The organism is Simplicispira hankyongi (genome assembly GCF_003570885.1).
GTDB classification, from domain to species: domain Bacteria; phylum Pseudomonadota; class Gammaproteobacteria; order Burkholderiales; family Burkholderiaceae_C; genus Simplicispira; species Simplicispira hankyongi.
The window spans coordinates 524,763-543,928 of the sequence record NZ_QXJC01000001.1 but is presented as its reverse complement, the minus strand read 5'-3'; the positions used below and the strand labels follow the sequence as shown (position 1 = coordinate 543,928).

12 protein-coding genes are annotated in these 19,166 nt (G+C 64.8%); 9 read left to right on the top strand and 3 right to left on the bottom strand.

The window, feature by feature from the left end; all coding sequences use genetic code 11:
- Positions 1–383: 383 nt before the first annotated feature.
- The 6 genes from smc (at position 384) to D3F03_RS02345 (ending at position 13,508) form a co-directional block, all read left to right on the top strand.
- The gene (gene smc, locus D3F03_RS02375; RefSeq protein ID WP_119107754.1) at positions 384–3,908 is read left to right on the top strand and encodes a chromosome segregation protein SMC; all 3,525 of its coding nucleotides are present in this window, start codon (positions 384–386) and stop codon (positions 3,906–3,908) included.
- Positions 3,909–4,019: 111 nt separating this feature from the next.
- Complete coding sequence (locus tag D3F03_RS02370; protein WP_119107753.1) at positions 4,020–5,129, top strand: cell division protein FtsZ; 1,110 nt, start codon at positions 4,020–4,022, stop codon at positions 5,127–5,129.
- A 242-nt stretch (positions 5,130–5,371) separates the two neighbouring features.
- Positions 5,372–7,456 (top strand): NAD-dependent DNA ligase LigA, encoded by a 2,085-nt coding sequence (ligA, locus tag D3F03_RS02360; protein WP_119107751.1) that lies wholly within the window; start codon positions 5,372–5,374, stop codon positions 7,454–7,456.
- A gap of 47 nt (positions 7,457–7,503) precedes the next feature.
- Positions 7,504–8,451, top strand: coding sequence for a patatin-like phospholipase RssA (gene rssA, locus D3F03_RS02355; RefSeq protein WP_119108520.1), 948 nt, complete (start codon positions 7,504–7,506; stop codon positions 8,449–8,451).
- 391 nt (positions 8,452–8,842) lie between these two features.
- Positions 8,843–10,678 carry an NACHT domain-containing protein gene (locus D3F03_RS02350; RefSeq protein WP_119107750.1) on the top strand — a complete coding sequence of 612 codons (1,836 nt, stop codon included), beginning with the start codon at positions 8,843–8,845 and terminating at the stop codon, positions 10,676–10,678.
- A gap of 205 nt (positions 10,679–10,883) precedes the next feature.
- Positions 10,884–13,508: a penicillin-binding protein 1A gene (locus D3F03_RS02345; RefSeq protein ID WP_119107749.1), complete on the top strand. Its 2,625-nt coding sequence runs from the start codon at positions 10,884–10,886 to the stop codon at positions 13,506–13,508.
- 34 nt (positions 13,509–13,542) lie between these two features.
- On the opposite strand, the gene D3F03_RS02340 is transcribed toward D3F03_RS02345, so the two are convergent.
- The gene (locus D3F03_RS02340; RefSeq protein ID WP_119107748.1) at positions 13,543–14,094 is read right to left on the bottom strand and encodes an NUDIX hydrolase; all 552 of its coding nucleotides are present in this window, start codon (positions 14,092–14,094) and stop codon (positions 13,543–13,545) included.
- A gap of 73 nt (positions 14,095–14,167) precedes the next feature.
- On the bottom strand, positions 14,168–14,863 hold the full coding sequence (locus D3F03_RS02335; RefSeq protein ID WP_119107747.1) for a fumarylacetoacetate hydrolase family protein: 696 nt from the start codon (positions 14,861–14,863) through the stop codon (positions 14,168–14,170).
- A gap of 66 nt (positions 14,864–14,929) precedes the next feature.
- On the opposite strand from D3F03_RS02335, the gene pgeF reads away from it, so the two are divergent.
- The gene (pgeF, locus tag D3F03_RS02330; protein WP_119107746.1) at positions 14,930–15,802 is read left to right on the top strand and encodes a peptidoglycan editing factor PgeF; all 873 of its coding nucleotides are present in this window, start codon (positions 14,930–14,932) and stop codon (positions 15,800–15,802) included.
- Here pgeF and D3F03_RS02325 read toward each other — a convergent pair.
- Positions 15,722–16,048 (bottom strand): hypothetical protein, encoded by a 327-nt coding sequence (locus D3F03_RS02325; RefSeq protein ID WP_119107745.1) that lies wholly within the window; start codon positions 16,046–16,048, stop codon positions 15,722–15,724. The two genes, pgeF and D3F03_RS02325, sit on opposite strands and share 81 nt — an antisense overlap.
- A gap of 107 nt (positions 16,049–16,155) precedes the next feature.
- Here D3F03_RS02325 and D3F03_RS02320 point away from each other — a divergent pair, with 107 nt between their 5' ends.
- Positions 16,156–17,862: a PHA/PHB synthase family protein gene (locus D3F03_RS02320; RefSeq protein ID WP_119107744.1), complete on the top strand. Its 1,707-nt coding sequence runs from the start codon at positions 16,156–16,158 to the stop codon at positions 17,860–17,862.
- Between the two features lie 55 nt (positions 17,863–17,917).
- Positions 17,918–19,096 (top strand): acetyl-CoA C-acetyltransferase, encoded by a 1,179-nt coding sequence (locus D3F03_RS02315; protein ID WP_119107743.1) that lies wholly within the window; start codon positions 17,918–17,920, stop codon positions 19,094–19,096.
- Positions 19,097–19,166: the final 70 nt, after the last annotated feature.

Below are 19,166 nucleotides of genomic sequence, written 5' to 3'. Positions count from 1 at the left end.
TCGTGCAATGGGGAGATTGTTGCGTCCACTCCATGTCGCCGCAATGACAGATACCTCTGGATACCTGCGTTGGGATTTGCCTCACTTCCGCCAGTGTCGTGGGTTGTAAGCAGGCTAAAAAAATGAACGCTGTCGAAATCGCCGTCAGGCCGGGCGCCAACCACGGCGATGGCCGGAGCTATCGCGCGGCTTGCCGCCGCAACCCGCTGGCAGCAGGGCGCAGCGGCGCTGCTTGCGGCCACGAAAACCGGCTCCCCAGGCCCGAAAACAGGGGAGCGCTCAGGTAACATTGCAGCCCGTCGGAGAGCTGGCCCGGGCCAGTGTGCCGATGCCGTGACCTTCGTTGGCACCGCGCCAGCGGTGCTTGCGCTACCGAGCGATCCGTGCGACTCAATTCGATCAAACTTTCCGGCTTCAAATCGTTCGCCGAACCCACCAACTTCCTGCTGCCAGGCCAACTGGTGGGCGTGGTGGGCCCCAACGGTTGCGGCAAGTCCAACATCATGGACGCCGTACGCTGGGTGCTGGGCGAGAGCAAAGCCAGCGAGCTGCGCGGCGAATCCATGCAGGACGTGATCTTCAGCGGCACGACAACCCGCAAGCAGGCCAGCCGTGCCAGCGTCGAGCTGGTGTTCGAGAACAACGACCACCGCGCCGGCGGCCAGTGGAACCAGTACGCCGAGATCGCCGTCAAGCGCGTGCTGACCCGCGACGGCACCAGCAGCTACTACATCAACGGCCAGCCGGTGCGCCGCCGCGACGTGCAGGATGTGTTCCTGGGCACGGGGCTGGGGCCGCGCGCCTACGCCATCATTGGCCAGGGCACGATCAGCCGCATCATTGAAAGCCGGCCCGAAGAGCTGCGTTTGTTCCTCGAAGAGGCGGCAGGCGTGTCGAAATACAAAGAGCGCCGGCGCGAAACAGAAAACCGCTTGCACGATACGCGCGAGAACCTCACCCGCGTCGAAGACATCCTGCGCGAGCTGGGCGGCAACCTGGAGCGCCTGGAAAAGCAGGCCGAGGTGGCCCAGCGCTACAAGGCCTTGAATGCCCAGGCCCAACTGCGCCAGCAGCAGCAGTGGTTTTTAAAGCGTGCCGACGCCGAGGCCGAGCAAGAGCGCGTGCGCCTGGACGGCCTGCAGGCCTTGAACGACCTGGAATCGCGCACCGCCGATCTGCGCCATGTGGAATCCGAGCTCGAAACCGTGCGCCAGGCCCATTACACCGCTGGCGACCAGGTCAACCAGGCCCAGGGCAAGCTCTACGAGGTGACGGCCGAAGTCGGGCGCCTGGAAGCCGAGATTCGCTATGTGGTCGAAGGCCGCCAACGCGTCGAGCAGCGCCTGGTGCAACTGGCAGCACAAATCGACGAGTGGGCCGGCCGCAGCGCGGGTGCGCAAGCCGAGCTCGACAACCAGACCGGCGCTGGCGCAGATGCCGAGGAGCGCGCCGAAATGCTCGCTGCCCAGGTCGAAGAACAGGCCGCTTTGCTGCCCGACCTCGAAGACGCCTTGCGCAGCAGCCAGCGCGCTGCCGATGAACAGCGCAATGCCGTCGCCCAGGTGCAGCAGCAGATTCAGGTGCTGGCGGCCGAACAGCGCAGCCAGCAGGAGCAAAAGCGCCAGCAGGAGCAGCGCTTCGAGCGCTTGCGCACCGACAGGAATGCCCTGGCGGCCCCGGACGAGGCGCGCCTGGCCAACCTGCAGCAGCAGCTCGATGCCGCCCGCGAACTGGCGGACACGCAGGCCGCGCGCCTGGCCGAGCTGCAGGACGCCGTGCCGGCGCTCGACGACGAGCGGCGCACGCGCCAGCAGGCGGTCAACCTGGAGAGCGCGCGCCTGACCGAACTCTCGGCGCGTATGGACGCCCTCAAGGCCCTGCAGGAAAAGCTCAAGACCTCGTCCAAGCTGCAGCCCTGGCTTGAGCGCCAGGGCCTGGCTGGCATGGCGGGATTGTGGACACGCATCCACATTGAAAGCGGCTGGGAAAACGCGCTGGAAGCGGCGCTGCGCGAGCGCCTCTCGGCCCTGGAAGTGGGGCGGCTGGAAACCGTGCGCGGCTTCCTCGGCCACAGCGGCAACGAGGCGCCGCCGGCGCGCTTGGCGTTTTTCAGCCCGCCGGTGGCGCCGCACACGCCGCCAGCAGCGGCCCTGCCGCGCCTCTCGGCCTTGCTGCGCGTGCACGATGCGGGGCTGGCCGGCATCCTCGCCGAATGGCTGCAGGGCTGCTACACCGCGCCAACGCTGGACGACGCCCTGGCCCAGCGCGAACGCCTGCAGCCCGGCGAAGCGATTTACGTGCCCGGCGGCCACGCTGTCACCGCGCACAGCGTGGGTTTTTATGCCCAGGATTCCGAGCAGGCGGGCCTGCTGGCGCGCGCGCAGGAAATCGAGCACCTGGAAAAGGAATTGCGCGCCCAGGCGCTTATCAGCGAAGAGGCCAAGAACGCCCTGGTCCGCGCCGAAGCCGCGTACCAGGACGGCGCGCAGCGCCTGGCGCAACTGCGCCGCGAGGCAAGCGAGGTGCAGGGCCAGGCACATGAACTGCAGGTCGAGCACCTGCGCATGGCGCAGTTGGCCGAGCAGGCGCGTGCGCGCAGCGCGCAGATCGAGGGCGATCTGGCCGAAGTCGAAGCCCAGCTTGCCGATTTGCACGAGCGCTCTGCCACCGCCGAGGCGCGTTTTGAAGAGCTTGACATGCAACTGGCCGACACGCAGGAGCGCCATGCCCAACTCGGCGAGCGCGCCATCGAGGCCGAACGCAAACTCGCTGAATGCCGCGAGCAGCAGCGCAGCCTGGAGCGCCAGGCGCAGGAGGCCGTGTTCTCACAGCGCAGCGCGGCGCAGCGGCGCGCCGAGCTTGAGCGCACCCTGGCGACGGCCACGGCACAAGCCCAGGCGCTGGCCGAGGAGCGCGTCCGCGCCCAGGGTGAGCTCGATCGCCTGACCGACGCCGCCGCCCAGGGCGGCCTGCAGCAGGTGCTGGCGAAAAAAATCGAAAGCGAACAGGCCCTGGCGGCCGAGCGCAGCCGCTACGACGACCTCACGGCCCGTCTGCGCGCCAGCGACGAGCGGCGCATGCAGCTCGAGCGCGCGCTCGAACCCCTGCGCGCGCGCATCACGGAATTTCAGCTCAAGGAACAGGCCGCGCGCCTGGGCCTGGAGCAGTACACGACGCTGTTGCAGGACGCCGAGGCGGACCTGGCGGCGCTCGAAGTCTCGATTGCCGAGGGCAGCGTCCGCCTGTCGGGCTTGCAGGGCGAAATTGACCGCCTGCAGCGCGAGATTGCCGCGCTGGGCGCCGTCAACCTGGCCGCGCTGGAAGAGCTCGCCGCCGCCAGCGAGCGCAAGCTGTTCCTCGACGCGCAAACCGCCGACCTCACCGAGGCCATGACCACGCTGGAAGACGCCATCCGCAAGATCGACGGCGAGACGCGCCAGTTGCTCTCGGGCACGTTCGACGCCGTGAACCAGCACTTCGGCCGCATGTTTCCCGAGCTGTTTGGCGGCGGCAACGCGCGCCTGATCGTCACCGGTGACGAAATCCTCGATTCGGGCGTGCAGGTCATGGCGCAGCCGCCAGGCAAGAAGAACCAGACCATCCACCTGCTCTCGGGCGGCGAGAAAGCACTCACGGCCATTGCGCTGGTGTTTGCCATCTTCCAGCTCAACCCGGCGCCGTTCTGCTTGCTGGACGAGGTGGACGCACCACTGGACGACGCCAACACCGAACGCTATGCCAAACTGGTATCGAGCATGAGCAAAGAGACACAATTCCTTTTCATCAGCCACAACAAAATTGCGATGGAAATGGCCCGCCAGCTCATTGGTGTCACCATGCAGGAGCAGGGCGTCTCGCGCATCGTCGCGGTGGACATGGAATCGGCGCTGTCGATGGTGGGCACATGATTCCCCCTGCGCCGCTTCGCGCCACGGGCGCTGCCGTTCCCTGGCGAAGCAGTGGTCAGAATTGAGCCTTATGTCTAGCGCGCTATTTTTCGCAAGCCGAGAACGTTTTTTATGAGTACCTTGCAAATGAGTCTGGCCGTGATCGGCGCCGTATTGTTGGCCCTCATCGTGGCCTGGAACGCCTGGACCAGCCACAAGAACGCCCCGCGCCGGGCCGAGCGCAGCGATGCGCCGCGCCAGGAGCCCGCGTTTGACGGTGCCGTGCCCCTGGCGGACGCCCCGCCCGGCGCCGCTGGCAGCTTCGCGCAGGTGGCGGCAAGTGGCGAGAGCGATTTCGCCCCTGCGCTGCCGGGGGACGACGCACTGGTGCTGCCCCCCACCAGCCACGCCAGTGAGCGGCGCTACGCGCTCGACGCCCTGATCGATGCGGTCGCGCCGCTGGTGCTTGAGCACGCCCACACGGGCGAGGCCGCGCTGGCCGCGCTGCCGCCCACGCGCCGCGCTGGCAGCAAGCCCTTTGCCATTGAGGGCCAGAACGAGGCCACCGGCCAGTGGGAGATGCCCGCGCCCGGCCAGCGCTACCGGGCCTTCCAGGCAGGCGTGCAACTGGCCAACCGCACTGGCGCACTCAACGAGATTGAATTTTCTGAATTCGTTGCCAAGACGCAGGCCTTCGCCGACGAATTGGGTGCCGCCCCCGATTTTCCCGACATGCTGCACGAGGTGGCCCGCGCGCGCGAGCTTGACCAGTTCGCCAGCGACCACGACGCCCAGCTCGCGTTCCTGCTGCGCGCCCGACAAGCCGCCTGGAGCCCCGGCTACGTGCACCAGAACGCCGCGCGCGCCGGTTTCGTCGCTGGCACGCTGCCCGGCCGCATGGTGTTGCCCGCGATCGGCGAGGGCGGCGGCGCCGTGTTGACGCTGGCCTTCGACACCCAGGCCGCGCTCTCGGACGACCCGGAGCAATCCGCCGTGCGTGAGCTGCTGCTCAGCCTCGACGTCGCGCAGGTGCACCGCAGCGAGCAACCCTTTGCGCGCCTGCGCGAGGTCGCCCGCCTGCTGTGCGAGAGCATGGACGCGGTGCTGTGCGACCAGAACGGTGTCCCCCTGCCCGCCATGGCGATGGACCCCATCGCCGCCGACCTGGAGCTGCTGTACGACCAGCTCGATGGCCGCGACCTGTCGGCTGGCTCGCCGCAGGCGCGGAGAGTGTTTAGTTGAAGCCCCCCCTGAGCCGCTACGCTCCTCCATGCAGCCGCCAGAGGCGCCAGCCCTTCGGGGATGTCCAAGCCTGCGCAGGCAGGCTTGGAGCCGCACCCCTCAGCCCCCTCTCTCGCAGCGCTGCGCGTTGCGGGAGGGGGGACGCCGCCAGCGCGGCGGGGCGGCCCTTGCGCGGCGGCCGCTGGTGGGGTTCGCACCAGTTTTAAACGCCGTCGGCGGTTCGAAGCGCCACAGTCACTGAGATGCCCAAAAATTTAGACCTTTTTTCGGCTCCAGCGCAATCAGAGCAAGCGCAAGCAGCTATAAAGATAGGAGCTTTGCGCCGGCAGTTGGACCGCTGGGCGCACCAGTACTACGTGCAAGACGCGCCCGAGGTGCCCGACGCCGAGTACGACCGCGCTTTTCGCGCGCTGCAGGCGCTGGAAGCGCAGTTCCCTGAGTGCGTCACGCCCGAGTCGCCTACCCAGCGCGTGGGCGGCGCGCCGCGCCCTGAGCTGACCCCGGTGCGGCACGCCGTGCCCATGCTGTCCATTCACACCGAAACCGACGTGTCGCCCGCTGGCGCACTCGCCTTCGACGCCCGCGTACGCCGGGAACTCGGTCTGGCGCCCGATGCGCCGCCTGTCGCCTACGTGGCGGAGCTCAAGTTCGACGGCCTGGCCATGAACCTGCGCTACGAGGCCGGCGCGTTGGTGCAGGCCGCCACCCGGGGCGACGGCGAAGTGGGCGAGGACGTGACGCACAACATCCGCACCATTCGCCAGATTCCTTTGCGCTTGCCGAGCGATGTGCCAGCCATTCTGGAAGTGCGCGGCGAGGTCTACATGGCGCGCGCCGACTTCGAGCGGCTGAACGAGGCCCAGCGCGAGCGCGGCCAGAAAACCTTCATCAACCCGCGCAACACCGCCGCGGGCGCGGTGCGCCAGCTTGACCCGGCGATTGCGGCGCAGCGGCCGCTCCGGTTTTTTGCCTATGGCTTGGGTGAGGTCACGCCGGTGGCGCAGGGCGGCCCGGATTTCGCCACCCACTTCGACCTGCTCCAACAACTGAAACAATGGGGTTTTCCGGTCGCAGCGCAGACCACACAAGCGCTAGGCGCTAGCGAATTGGTAGCGTTCCACGAGCGCATCGCCGCTGAGCGCGACCAGCTCCCCTACGACATCGACGGCGTGGTCTACAAGGTCGATTCGCTCGCCCTGCAGCGCCAGCTCGGCTTCAAGACGCGCGAGCCGCGCTGGGCCGTGGCGCACAAGTTTCCGGCACAGGAGATGGTCACCCGCATCGAAGGGATCGACGTGCAGGTCGGCCGCACCGGCAAGCTGACCCCGGTGGCGCGGCTGGCGCCGGTGTTTGTCGGCGGCGTCACCGTCACCAACGCCACGTTGCACAACCTGTTCGAGATTCGCAAGAAGGGCGTGCGCGTGGGCGACGAGGTCATCGTGCGCCGCGCGGGCGACGTGATTCCCGAGGTGGTGGGTGTGGTGCCGGGCAAGCGGCCAAGCTATGTGGCCAACTTTCGCATGCCCAGGCAATGCCCCATCTGCGGCAGCGCCGTGGTGCGCGAGCCCGGCGAGGCCAACCACCGCTGCACCGGTGGCCTGTTCTGCCCGGCGCAGCGCAAGGAAGCGCTGCTGCACTTTGCCGCCCGCCGCGCCATGGACATCGACGGCCTGGGCGAAAAGCTGGTGGACCAGTTGGTCGATGGCGCCGTGGTGCGCACCTTGCCCGACCTGTACCGCATCGGCCTCGTCGGCCTGACAGCGCTGGAGCGCATGGGCGAGAAATCGGCGCAGAACCTGCTGGCCGCGCTGGAAAAATCCAAGAGCACGACATTGCCGCGCTTCTTGTTTGGGCTCGGCATCCGCCAGGTGGGCGAGGCCACGGCCAAGGATCTGGCGCGGCATTTCGGCAGCCTGGACGCCATCTTGCAAGCCAGTACCGAGCAGTTGCTGCAGGTGCGGGATGTCGGGCCGGTGGTGGCCGAGGCCATCCACACCTTTCTGGCCCAGCCGCACAACGTCGAAGTCATCGAACAACTGCGCGCCTGTGGCGTGCACTGGCCCGAAGGCCCGCCGGCCGAGCGCACGCAACTGCCGTTGGCGGGCATGACGGTGGTGCTCACCGGCACCTTGCCCACGCTCAGCCGTGAGGCCGCCAAGGACCTGCTGGAGGCCGCGGGCGCCAAGGTGGCGGGCTCGGTCAGCAAAAAAACCAGCTACGTGGTGGCCGGCGAGGAGGCCGGCAGCAAGCTCGCCAAGGCGCAGGAGCTGGGCGTGCCCGTGCTGGACGAAGCCGGCCTGCGGGCGCTGCTCGGGCAGGGCGCTTGAGTGCTGGCGCGCGCCACCAGCCAACCGGTTACAAGGAGAACGGCCGCATGACCCGCAAACCCGTCGTCGGACTCGCCCTGGGCAGCGGCTCGGCGCGCGGCTGGGCGCATATCGGCGTGATCCGGGCGCTGCAGCAGGCCGGCATCCAGCCCGACCTGGTCTGCGGCGCCTCGATTGGCGCCGTGGTGGGCGCGGCCTATGCGCTGGGCGAGCTCGACCGTTTCGAACAGTGGGCGCGCGGCCTGACCGGGCGCACCGTGTTCTCGTTCATGGATTTCAAGCTCTCGGGCGGCATGCTCAAGGGCGAGCGGGTGATCGAGTTCTTCCGCAACCGCTTCTCCGACCGCCCCATCGAGGCGCTGGACATCCCGTTCGCCGCCGTGGCCACGGGCCTGCATTCGGGCAGCGAAGTGTGGCTGCGCACCGGCTCCACGGCCGACGCGGTGCGCGCGTCCATGGCCTTGCCCGGCCTGTTCACCCCCGCCCAGCGCGAAGGCCGCCTGCTGGTCGATGGCGGGCTGGTCAACCCCGTGCCCGTGTCGCTGGCGCGGGCCATGGGGGCCGACATCGTGATCGCCGTGGACCTGAACGCCGACATCCTGGGCCGCCATCTGCGCGGGCCCGGCGCCAACGGCGCGAACGGCGCGAACGGCGCGGCCAAGTTGCCCGCCCAAGCACCGGAGAACGATGAGGACACCGCCGGCTGGCTGAGCCGCCTGCAGGATGGCTTTGCCTCCCTGCTGCCCGCGCCCGACCCCGCCCGCGTGCCCACGCCGTCGCTGGTGGAGGTGGTGCTGGCCAGCGTCAACATCATGCAGGTGCGCATCACCCGCAGCCGCATGGCCGGCGACCCACCCGAGGTGATGATCGCCCCGCAACTGGCCCACCTGGGGCTGATGGATTTCTACCGCGCCGAAGAGGCTATTGCTGAAGGGCAGCGCGCGGCGGAGAAGACGCTGCCGTTTTTGCAGCAGTTGGGGTTGGGGTCGACATAGGCCGTTTATGCCGTGTATCGATCTGGATGCGAGGGTTCCCGTTGGGACGGAATACCTTGGTAGCTGCAATCGACCCAGAGTGGCCGGTTGCATCGCCCATCTAGCCTACTGCTTCAGACTGGTTACACGTCGTCGCGCATTCCATTGCACCCTGCCGTTGCCCCTGAACTGCGTCAGCACCTATGGTGCCTGACACTGTGGCGGGCTGGCTACTGCTAAAGAGCTTCGCCGTTGAAGGCAGCCGTTAGGTCGGGCCTCTCCAAAATACCTCATGGCAGTCAGCTTCCTTGCGTCAGTCGGCTGCAATCTTGCATTCGTCCTCTTCGTCGACGATGAACAGATGACGCTCGTCTTGTAACATCAAGTTCCCTATCAAATTCCAAGCCAGACCATGCCCGTTAACGAAGCAATCGCACTCGCATCTGTGATTCGGCTCATTCAGCCAATAACAAAGGATCTTTATGAGGGGGCAAAGAAAATTGGTGCGAGTGGATTAAATCGCTGGGAGCAAAAAAGTTCGATTCAAAAAATTGGAAGACGAATAAAGGCAATTGAACAAGTCAGAACAATTTGGAAGCCGGAGGGTCCTATCTCGCTTCGTGAATTCTTTCATCCGCCAAAATTTATAATTGATAAAAAGGCTGTCAGAATCACAAGAATTAACGAACTGTCTGCCAATGCCGTTGTTGTTCAAGGAATTGTTGGGCAAGGAAAATCAGTGATGATGAGGAGTTTGGCGTTAGAAGAGCTTCTAAGTAATGATGCAAAATGGTTGCCGGTATTTTTGGAGTTAAAAGATTTAACCCCAAAAATTGGACTCATTCAAGCAATATTTAGACAATTGGATTCTTATGATATTGATGTTGATGACATAACGTTAGATTATATGTTTAGGTCGGGCAAGGTGGCGCTCTTGCTAGATGGATTTGATGAATTGGATCAAGTGATTGTCAAAGATGTTTCGCTTGAAATAGAGAGTCTCGTCAGAAAATATCCTGAACTTAAATTGATTGTTTCCTCAAGGCCAGGGCACGAGATTCAAAAATCAACATCTCTTCAAGTCTTACCCATAGCCCCGCTGGCTGAAAGCGAATATAGTGCGTTTTTGGATCGGTTGAAGGTTGATTCGAAAAAATCACTGGCATTACGCCAGGCAATAAAAAGTAGTCCCAGTAAGATCAGCACATTAATCACCACGCCACTCATGCTGACATTGGTGGTTCTTGTCTATGAGTCCGACTCAGAAATTCCAGACACCCTTCCGGAGTTTTTTGAAGGGCTATTTCAAGTTGTTTTCACAAGGCATGATCGCCAGAAAGCGCACTTCAATAGGAGACATCACTGTGGCCTGTCTGAGCGCAAGCTTCAACAGCTGTTTGAGGCTTTCTCCTTTATGACGATTCAACTGGGATATACGCGAACAATCTCTCATAAGCAATTTGAGGAAATCTTCGAGAGTGCTCTTGCATATACCGAAAACATAAAATGCGAATTAGAAGATTTTAAACAAGATATGACAAAGGTCGCTTGCCTTATGCTGGAAGATGGCAGTGATTCTATTTCATACTTGCACAAGAGTATTCTTGAATACTATGCTGCCGCCTTTGTCCGGCGCTTAGACGATGAAAGTGCAAATCTCTTCTATAATAGAATACTTGATAATCCCCGCATATGGAATGACGTGCTAGTGTTTCTTAAGTCGATAGATGGGGTTAGGCACGCTCGATTTTATGTCCTACCTGTAATTGCTGATCACAAAGAATGTATCATAACGCCTTCAGGGAAGGCTAATGATGGGCAGCTCGCGCTATTGATTCGTAATTTGTATCCTGAGCTTGGTGTTTATTATAAACAGCAGGATGACGGAAAATATCATCGTGGTGCTGTAGGTGATCTTTTTTCGAGAGCTGGTGAGGAGATAGGGGGGTTTGGATTTCTTGTGATGGATATTCTTTTTAAAGAATCCCCTGAGGAGGTAAGCAATCTGGAGGAAACATATGGGTGCTTACCAATTGCTGTTGATAAGGTTTTTGGTGTTCACGTGCCAGCGATAATGTTTTTTAAAAATTTTGGTGTCGCGAAGCTGAAAGAGTCTATTGGTGTGTTCGAGAATCGACTCATTCGCGCAGAAACCGAGGCTAAGGCCATCATTGCCGGTGAAGAAAAGAAAAAGCTCATATTTGCATTACCAGTAAAGAGAAGCGTGGTTCAGCCAGCGCGCGACTAGGGCGCTACACCGCCGTCGAATCCCGAAGCCGCCTCGGCCGCTACAACCCCAAACCGCAATTCCCGCCGATTGGCGGTATAACTGCGCACCCCCCGCCCTCCATGCGAGGGGCCTGCAAGCCATCCATCCCGCCTGCAAACTCCTAATTTGATAGCTTCTAGCGCTTGTCCACCAAGCGTTTGAGCCACTTTTGACCCCAATTCCCATGTCTTTCCCTGCTTTCCTGCGCACGCGCTGGGCCGCGCTGCGCCCGGTGTGGGCGCGCATGCTGCAGCGGCCCGAAAAGCTGCTGTCGCTGCACAGCCTGCTTTGGGCGTTCATCGCCGCCGGGCTGGCGATGGTGTTGTATGTGCTGGTGCTGATTCCGTTCACGCCCGCCATCAGCGACATCCGCAAGGCCAAGACGGAGCAGCCGGCGCAGCTCGTCGCGGCCGATGGCAAGCTGCTGGCCGAGTACCGCTGGGTGAACCGCGCCTGGGTGCCGCTCAGCGAGATCGCCCCGCCGGTGGTGGATGCGCTGATCGCCACCGAGGACCACCGCTTCTATAGCCATTGGGGCCTGGACTGGCGGCGCACGGCGTCAGCGCTGGTGCGCACGCTGGGGGGCGATAAGCAGGGCGGCTCCACCATTACGCAGCAACTGGCGCGCAACCTGTACCCCGAGGAGATTGGCCGCGCGCCCACGCTCACGCGCAAGATCAAGGAGGCCATCACGGCGCTGAAGATCGAGGCGCTGTACTCCAAGGACGAGATCCTGGAGACCTACCTGAACACGGTGCCCTTCCTCTACAACGCCTACGGCATCGAGATGGCGGCGCGCACCTATTTCGACAAGTCGGCCGACCAGCTCAACGTGCTGGAGAGCGCCACGCTCATCGGCATGCTCAAAGGCACGGCCTACTACAACCCGGTGCTGAACCCCGAGCGCGCTCAAGAAAGGCGCAACACCGTGCTGGCGCAGATGAAGAAGCACGGCAAGCTGACCGAGGCGCAATACACCGCGCTCACCAAGCGCCCGCTGCGCATCCGCTTCGAGCGCCAGGTGGAGGCGGCCGGCCCCGCGCCGCACCTGGCGCAGCAGTTGCGCAAGCAGCTCATCGACTGGGCCGACCGCAACGGCTACAGCCTGTACGCCGACGGCCTGGTGATCCGCACCACCATCGATTACCGCTTGCAGCAGCTCGCCAACCAGGCTGTCGCGCGCCAGGGCCGGGCGCTGCAGGGCGTGGCCGACTCGGCCTGGGCCGCGCGCAATGCCTGGAACCCCAAGAGCCCGCTGGTGCGGCAACTGGTGCGCGAATCGGCGCGCTACGAAACCGCCGTGGCCAAGGGCGCGGCGCCCGAGGACGCCCTGAAGGACCTGCTGGGCGACCCGGCCTTCCTGCGCACGCTGCGCCAGGACAAGACGCGTGTGCAGGCCGGCTTCATGGCCATGGACCCGCGCATGGGCGATGTGCGCGCCTGGGTGGGCAGCCGGGATTTCGCGCAAGACCCGTTCGACCACGTGCAGGCCGCACGCCGCCAACCGGGCTCCACCTTCAAGCCCTTTGTGTACGGCGCCGCGTTCGAGCAGGGCCTGCTGCCCACCGACACGCTGATGGACACCGCCGTGGAAATCCCGCTGGGCAACAACCAGGTCTGGCGCCCGACGGACGGCAACAAGCCGCCGAGCGAGATGCCGATGACGCTGCGCGACGGCCTGGCGTATTCCAAGAACACCATCACCGCGCAGCTCATGCAAGAGGTGGGCCCGCTGCGCGTGGCGCAACTGGCACGCGCTATGGGCGTGCGCGAATCGAAGCTGGACGTGGTGCCCTCGCTGGCGCTGGGCACCAGCCCGGTCACGCTCAAGGAAATGGTGGCGGCCTACGGTGCCATCGCCAGCGCCGGCCGCTACCGCGCGCCCCGGGTCATCACGCGCATCGAAGACAAGAACGGGAAGGTGCTGGAAGACTTCGCCCCCGCCGCGCCCGAGCGCGTGCTGGGATTGAGGGCCGCCCAGGAACTGCGCGACGCCATGCGCGGCGTGGTGGACAAGGGCACGGGCGTGGCCATCCGCAGCCGCTACGGTATCACCGCCGACGTGGCCGGCAAGACCGGCACCACGCAGGACAACACCGATGGCTGGTTCATCCTGATGCACCCGCAGCTCGTGGCGGGCGCGTGGGTGGGCTTCAACGACGGGCGCATCACCCTGCGCAGCGACTACTGGGGCGAGGGCGCGCACAGCGCGCTGCCCATGGTGGGCGAGGTGTTCCAGCAGGCGTTGCGCGCCAAGGTGATCGACGGCAACCAGCGCTTCATCGACGAGAACGAGTCCAACTGGGTGGGCAGTGCCGTGGCCGGCGTGCGCAACTGGGTGTACGACCTGTTCGGCCGCCGCACCGGCGGGCCGGACGCCCCGGACCGCACTGCAGGCGCCGTGCCGGCGCCTGGCACCACGCCCGCTGCGCCCGCTGCGCCCGCCGCGCCGGCCCCCGCCGAAGCGGATCGGCCCGAGATCACCGAAGCCCCGCTGGTGCCGCTGGAAAACGCGACGCCCCGGGCGCAGCCCCTGCCGCCGGGCACCGACGGCGAGCCGCCGGAGGCCGCGAGCCCGGAGATGGCCCCTGCGCCGCAGCCGGGCATTGTGGTGACAACGCCACCTGCGCCGCAGTCTCAGCCGCAGCCTCAGCCTCAGCCGCAGCCGCAGCCGCAGCCGCAGCCGCAGCCGCAGCCGCAGCCGCAGCCAGGCATGGTGGTCACCACGCCGGTGCAGCGCGGTGTGGTGGTGCCTGCGCCGGCTCCGGCGCAGGGCAACGTGCCGTTTTTCGTGGAAACGCGGCCCTGAGAGATCGCAAACACGCTCTGACTGCAGAGGCTCCCTAGTCGATGTCCACGCAGTGCACACCGTAGCTGCCCGTGCGCCGGTCGGCAAAGAAGCGCACCAGGGTTTCTTTCACCGTGCGAAACGCCAGCTCGTCCCAGGGCACCTCGTCCTCGGTGAAAAAGCGAGCCTCCAGGGTTTCGAAGCCGGGGTCCAGCCGCTCGGACAACAGGTGGGCCCGGTAGAACAAATGCACCTGGCCCACGCGCTGTACGTTGAGTACGGCAAACAGCGGCCCGAGCGCGATCTGCGCGCCGGCTTCCTCGTCGGTCTCACGCGCTGCGCCCTGCGACGTGGTTTCGCCCAGCTCCATGAAGCCAGCCGGCAGCGTCCACTTGCCCCGGCGCGGTTCTATGGCACGCAGGCACAGCAGCACGCGGCCATCGGGCAGCACGGGAACAGTGCCCACCACGTTGAGCGGATTTTCGTAGTGCACGCGCCCGCAGTTGGGGCAAACGGCGCGCTCGCGCGTGTCGCCGTCGTCGGGCAGGCGGTAGGCCACGGCCGTGCCGCAATCGCGGCAGTATTGGATGGGGCTGTGCTGGCTCATGCAAAATTCAAGGGAAAATTGGCCGTCAGCGCTTATTCCACCTGCGCGTGCAGCTATTGAAAAGTGAGTTGCTTTATGCCACCCGCAGGCGCAGTGGCGCGAGGCCATCGACGCCGCCTTCGAGCAGGTCGCCACGCTGCACGGCGCCCACGCCAGCCGGGGTGCCGGTGTAGATCAGGTCGCCGGGCGCGAGCTCCCAGGCCTTGGAGAGGTGCTCGATGACCTCGCCAACGTTCCAGATCAGTTGCGCCACGTTGCTGCGCTGGCGGTCCGCGCCATTGACCTGCAGCCAGATGCCGGCCTGCTGCACGTCGCCTGCTTGCGCCGCCGGGGTAATGGGGGTGATGGGCGCGCTGGCGTCAAAGCCTTTGCCGATGCACCAAGGGCGGCCCTGCTTTTTCATCTCGCCTTGCAGGTCGCGCCGCGTCATGTCCAGGCCCACGGCGTAGCCAAAGATGTGGCTGGCCGCGTCCGCTGCCGCAATGTTGCGCCCGCCCTTGCTGATGGCGACCACCAGCTCGATCTCGTGGTGCAGGTCGTGCGTCAGGCTGGGGTAGGGCAGCAGGGCGGGCGCGTCGCCGGCCGCCAGCACCAGCGCGTCGGCGGGTTTCATGAAAAAGAAGGGCGGCTCGCGGCCGGTGAAGCCCATTTCCTTGGCGTGCTCTTCGTAGTTGCGGCCCACGCAATAGATGCGGTGGACGGGAAAGCGCGCCTCGGTGCCGAGCACGGGAATGCTGGTGGTGGGTAGTGGGGGAAAGACGTAGCTCATGCAGGGCCTTTGTGAGGGTTGATCGCGGGGCGGCGGCGAGGGGCTGTCGGTACACTCACCGCCAAGATGGACAGCCCGCATTGTCACCCGGCCGACGCGTCTGCGCAGGCCTTGCCTGGTGTGCCAGCCGACTGGCTGCGCCCCGACTGGCCTGCGCCCGCGCACGTGCAAGCCCTGTGCACCACGCGCGCGGGCGGCTGCAGCACCGGGGCTTACGCCAGCATGAATTTGGGCCTGCACGTGGGCGACGCCGCGCAGGCGGTGCTCGCCAACCGCGCGCGCCTTGTGGCGGCCCTGCAATCCATCACGCCGGGCGCGCGGCCGGTGTTTCTCGACCAGGTGCATGGAAGCTGCGCAGTGCCGCTTGGTGCCGAGGTGCCCGATGGTACGCCTGCCGATGCCGCCTGGGCGCAGGCGCCGGGCCTGGCCTGCACCATCATGGTGGCCGATTGCCTGCCGGTGCTCTTCACCGACCGTCTGGGGCGCCGGGTCGCTGCCGCGCATGCTGGTTGGCGCGGCCTGGCGGGTGGAGTGCTGGAGTCGGTTTTGGAGTGTTTTCGGCCGCTAGCGCATAGGGAAAATGCGCTGGCAGCTATACATTCAAGAGCAAAGCCTGCCAATGACTTGCTCGCTTGGCTGGGGCCCTGCATAGGTCCGAAAGCCTTTGAAGTGGGCGACGACGTGCGTGCCGTTTTTTGCGCCCTTGATGGCGCGGCCAAGCAGCATTTCGCCCCACGGGGCGGTGGCAAATTCCTGGCCAACCTGCCGGCGCTGGCGCGCCAGCGCCTGGCGGCACAGGGTGTCACGCAGGTCTATGGCAACGACGGCAGCGATGCCTGGTGCACGTTCAGCCAGCCGTCACGTTTCTTCTCGCATCGGCGGGACGGCGCCGTGGGCGGCGGCACCGGGCGCATGGCCGCCTGCATCTGGCTCGGCTGAGGTTGGCGCAACTGAGCTTGGCGCGGTCATGGCCTGCGCGGCAGCAGCGCGCTCCTGCATCTCGCGTGCATGGATCTTGCGCCGCCGGCCGGGCGTTCCCAGGATGTAGACCACGATGGAGAGCGGCAGCAGGCCATAGAGCACCAAGGTGATGAGGGCGCCGAGCACGCTGCCGGTTGTGCTCGTCGCCTCGGCCACCGCCATCAGCACCACCACATACAGCCAAGCCATCACTACCAGGTACATACGCACTCCAACGTCAGAAAAGGACAGGGATCGGAGGTTACGATAGCAGCGGTGGGCGCAACCGGGCGCCTGCTCCATCGGGCGGCGCATGCCCAGGAGGAAACTGCATGAGTTCCGATTCGCTCTGGGCCCAAAGCGCCCAGAAATTCCAGGAAATTTTCGGTGAGAGCTGGCAGCGCGTGCTGCACGCTTTCGAGCAAATCGAATTGCCCGCGGTGGCCGGTGCAGAGGCCGCCACCTCGATACACCTGGCGCCCGACAAACTTCAGGCGCTGCAAAAGCAGTATGTGGACGAGGCCGCCAAGCTCTGGGCGGAAGGTTTGCAGGCTTCTCAGCCGCCCGCCGACAAGCGCTTTGCGGGCGAAGGCTGGGCCAGCAACCCGGTAGCGGCATTTTCTGCCGCCGCCTATTTGCTCAATGCGCGCACGCTCATGGGGCTGACGGACGCCATCGAGGGCAACCAGAAAATCCGCGCCAAGGTGCGCTTTGGCGTCGAGCAATGGATTGCCGCCATGGCGCCCAGCAACTTTCTGGCCTTCAACGCCGAAGCGCAGCGCAAGGCCATCGAGACCAAGGGCGAGAGCATTGCCAAGGGCATGGCCAACCTGATGCACGACCTGCGCCAGGGCCATGTGTCGATGACCGACGAGAGCCTGTTCGAGGTTGGCCGCAACGTCGCCACCACCGAAGGCGCTGTGGTGTACGAGAACGACCTGTTCCAGCTCATCGAGTACAAACCGCTGACCGACAAGGTGTACGAGCGGCCCTTCGTACTGGTGCCGCCGTGCATCAACAAGTTCTACATTCTCGATCTCCAGCCCGAGAACTCGCTCATTCGCTACAGCGTCGCGCAAGGCCACCACACCTTTGTCGTGAGCTGGCGCAATCCCGACGAGTCGCTCGCGCACAAGACCTGGGACGATTACGTCGAGCATGGCGTCATGGAAGCCATCGACGTGACGCGCCAGATCACCGGCGCAAGCCAGGTCAATGCCCTGGGTTTTTGCGTGGGCGGCACCATCCTTTCGAATGCGCTCGGGGTGCATGCCGCGCGCGGCGAGCACCCCGTGGCGAGTGCCACCTTCCTCACCACGCTCATTGATTTCACCGACACCGGCATCCTGGACGTCTTCATCAGCGAAGGGTTCGTGCGCATGCGCGAACTGCAAATGGGCAACGGTGGCCTGATGAGCGGGAAAGACCTCGCTTCCACTTTCAGCTTTCTGCGGCCCAACGACCTGGTCTGGAACTACGTGGTGGGCAACTACCTCAAGGGCGAAACGCCACCGCCGTTCGACCTGCTCTACTGGAACAGCGACAGCACCAACCTGCCAGGCCCGTTCTATGCCTGGTACCTGCGCAACACCTATCTCGAAAACAACCTGATCAAGCCTGGCAAGCTGACCGTGTGCGGCGAGAAGCTTGATTTGCGCAAACTCAAGCTCCCGGTCTACATCTACGGCTCGCGCGAAGACCACATCGTGCCCATCAACGCGGCCTATGCCAACACGCAGGTGCTGCCGGGCAAGAAGCGTTTCGTCATGGGCGCGTCGGGCCACATCGCGGGCGTCATTAACCCGCCAGCGGCCAACAAGCGCATGCACTGGACGCGTGACGACGGCAAATTTCCCGCCACGCTGGACGCCTGGCTGGAAGGCGCCACCGAACACAAGGGCAGTTGGTGGCAGGATTGGTCCGACTGGCTGGCCGGCCACGCCGGCAAACAGATCGCGGCACCCAAACGCTATGGCAAGGGTACGAAGTTCAAGGCCATCGAGCCTGCGCCCGGCCGTTACGTCAAGCAAAAAGCCTGAAGCGCAATGGACCACTGAATACCCTTTAGACAGCATTTCAACCCAAGGAAGAACCATGGAAGACATCGTCATCGTTTCTGCCGCCCGCACTGCTGTGGGCAAGTTCGGCGGCTCGCTCGCCAAAATTCCGGCCACGGAGCTGGGCAGCATCGTCATCCGCGAAGCCATTTCCCGCGCCGGCGTTGGCCTGGACCAGATTGGCGAAGTCATCATGGGCCAGGTGCTTGCGGCTGGCGCCGGCCAGAACCCGGCGCGCCAGGCGATGATGAAGGCGGGCGTGGCCAAGGAAACCCCCGGCCTGACCATCAACGCCGTCTGCGGCTCCGGCCTCAAGGCCGTGATGCTGGCGGCCCAGGCGGTTGCCACGGGCAACAGCGAAATCGTCGTCGCTGGCGGCCAGGAAAGCATGAGCCTCTCGCCCCACGTGCTCAACGGTTCGCGCGACGGCCAGCGCATGGGCGACTGGAAGATGGTCGACAGCATGATCGTCGATGGCCTGTGGGACGTGTACAACCAGGTCCACATGGGCATCACCGCAGAAAATGTTGCCAAGCAATACGGAATCACGCGCGAGATGCAGGACGCGCTGGCGCTCGCCAGCCAGCAAAAGGCCGCTGCGGCCCAGGACGCCGGCCGTTTTGTCGATGAAATCGTCGGCGTGAGCATCCCTCAGCGCAAGGGCGACCCGGTGGTGTTCGACGCCGACGAATACCTCAACCGCAAGACCAATGCCGAAGCCCTGGCGGGCCTGCGCCCGGCGTTCGACAAGGCCGGCAGCGTGACGGCAGGCAATGCCTCGGGCCTCAACGACGGCGCCGCTGCCGTGGTGGTCATGAGCGCCAAGAAGGCCGCTGCGCTTGGTCTCAAGCCCTTGGCGCGCATTGCCGCCTACGGCACCAGTGGTCTGGACCCGGCCATCATGGGCATGGGCCCGGTGTCGGCCACGCGCAAGGCCTTGCAGCGTGCTGGGTGGAGCACGGCGGATATCGATCTGTTCGAGCTGAACGAAGCCTTTGCCGCGCAGGCCTGCGCCGTGAACAAGGAATTGGCCATCGACCCCGCCAAGGTCAATGTGAACGGCGGCGCCATCGCCATCGGCCACCCGATTGGTGCGTCCGGCTGTCGCATTCTCGTCACCCTGCTGCACGAAATGCAGCGGCGCGATGCCAAGAAAGGGCTGGCAGCTCTGTGCATCGGCGGTGGCATGGGCGTTGCGCTGGCACTGGAGCGCTGAGCAGGCCCGAGCAACGGTACGTCCTGAAATAAAAAAAGCGTGCACCTTGGTGTTTACCTGCACAGCAAAG

Coding starts and splice junctions, on each gene's coding strand:
- D3F03_RS02370 (WP_119107753.1), top strand. CDS start 4,020: ATGAGTACCTTGCAAATGAGTCTGGCCGTGATCGGCGCCGTATTGTTG.
- ligA (WP_119107751.1), top strand. CDS start 5,372: ATGCCCAAAAATTTAGACCTTTTTTCGGCTCCAGCGCAATCAGAGCAA.
- rssA (WP_119108520.1), top strand. CDS start 7,504: ATGACCCGCAAACCCGTCGTCGGACTCGCCCTGGGCAGCGGCTCGGCG.
- D3F03_RS02350 (WP_119107750.1), top strand. CDS start 8,843: ATGCCCGTTAACGAAGCAATCGCACTCGCATCTGTGATTCGGCTCATT.
- D3F03_RS02345 (WP_119107749.1), top strand. CDS start 10,884: ATGTCTTTCCCTGCTTTCCTGCGCACGCGCTGGGCCGCGCTGCGCCCG.
- D3F03_RS02340 (WP_119107748.1), bottom strand. CDS start 14,094: ATGAGCCAGCACAGCCCCATCCAATACTGCCGCGATTGCGGCACGGCC.
- D3F03_RS02335 (WP_119107747.1), bottom strand. CDS start 14,863: ATGAGCTACGTCTTTCCCCCACTACCCACCACCAGCATTCCCGTGCTC.
- pgeF (WP_119107746.1), top strand. CDS start 14,930: ATGGACAGCCCGCATTGTCACCCGGCCGACGCGTCTGCGCAGGCCTTG.
- D3F03_RS02325 (WP_119107745.1), bottom strand. CDS start 16,048: ATGTACCTGGTAGTGATGGCTTGGCTGTATGTGGTGGTGCTGATGGCG.
- D3F03_RS02320 (WP_119107744.1), top strand. CDS start 16,156: ATGAGTTCCGATTCGCTCTGGGCCCAAAGCGCCCAGAAATTCCAGGAA.
- D3F03_RS02315 (WP_119107743.1), top strand. CDS start 17,918: ATGGAAGACATCGTCATCGTTTCTGCCGCCCGCACTGCTGTGGGCAAG.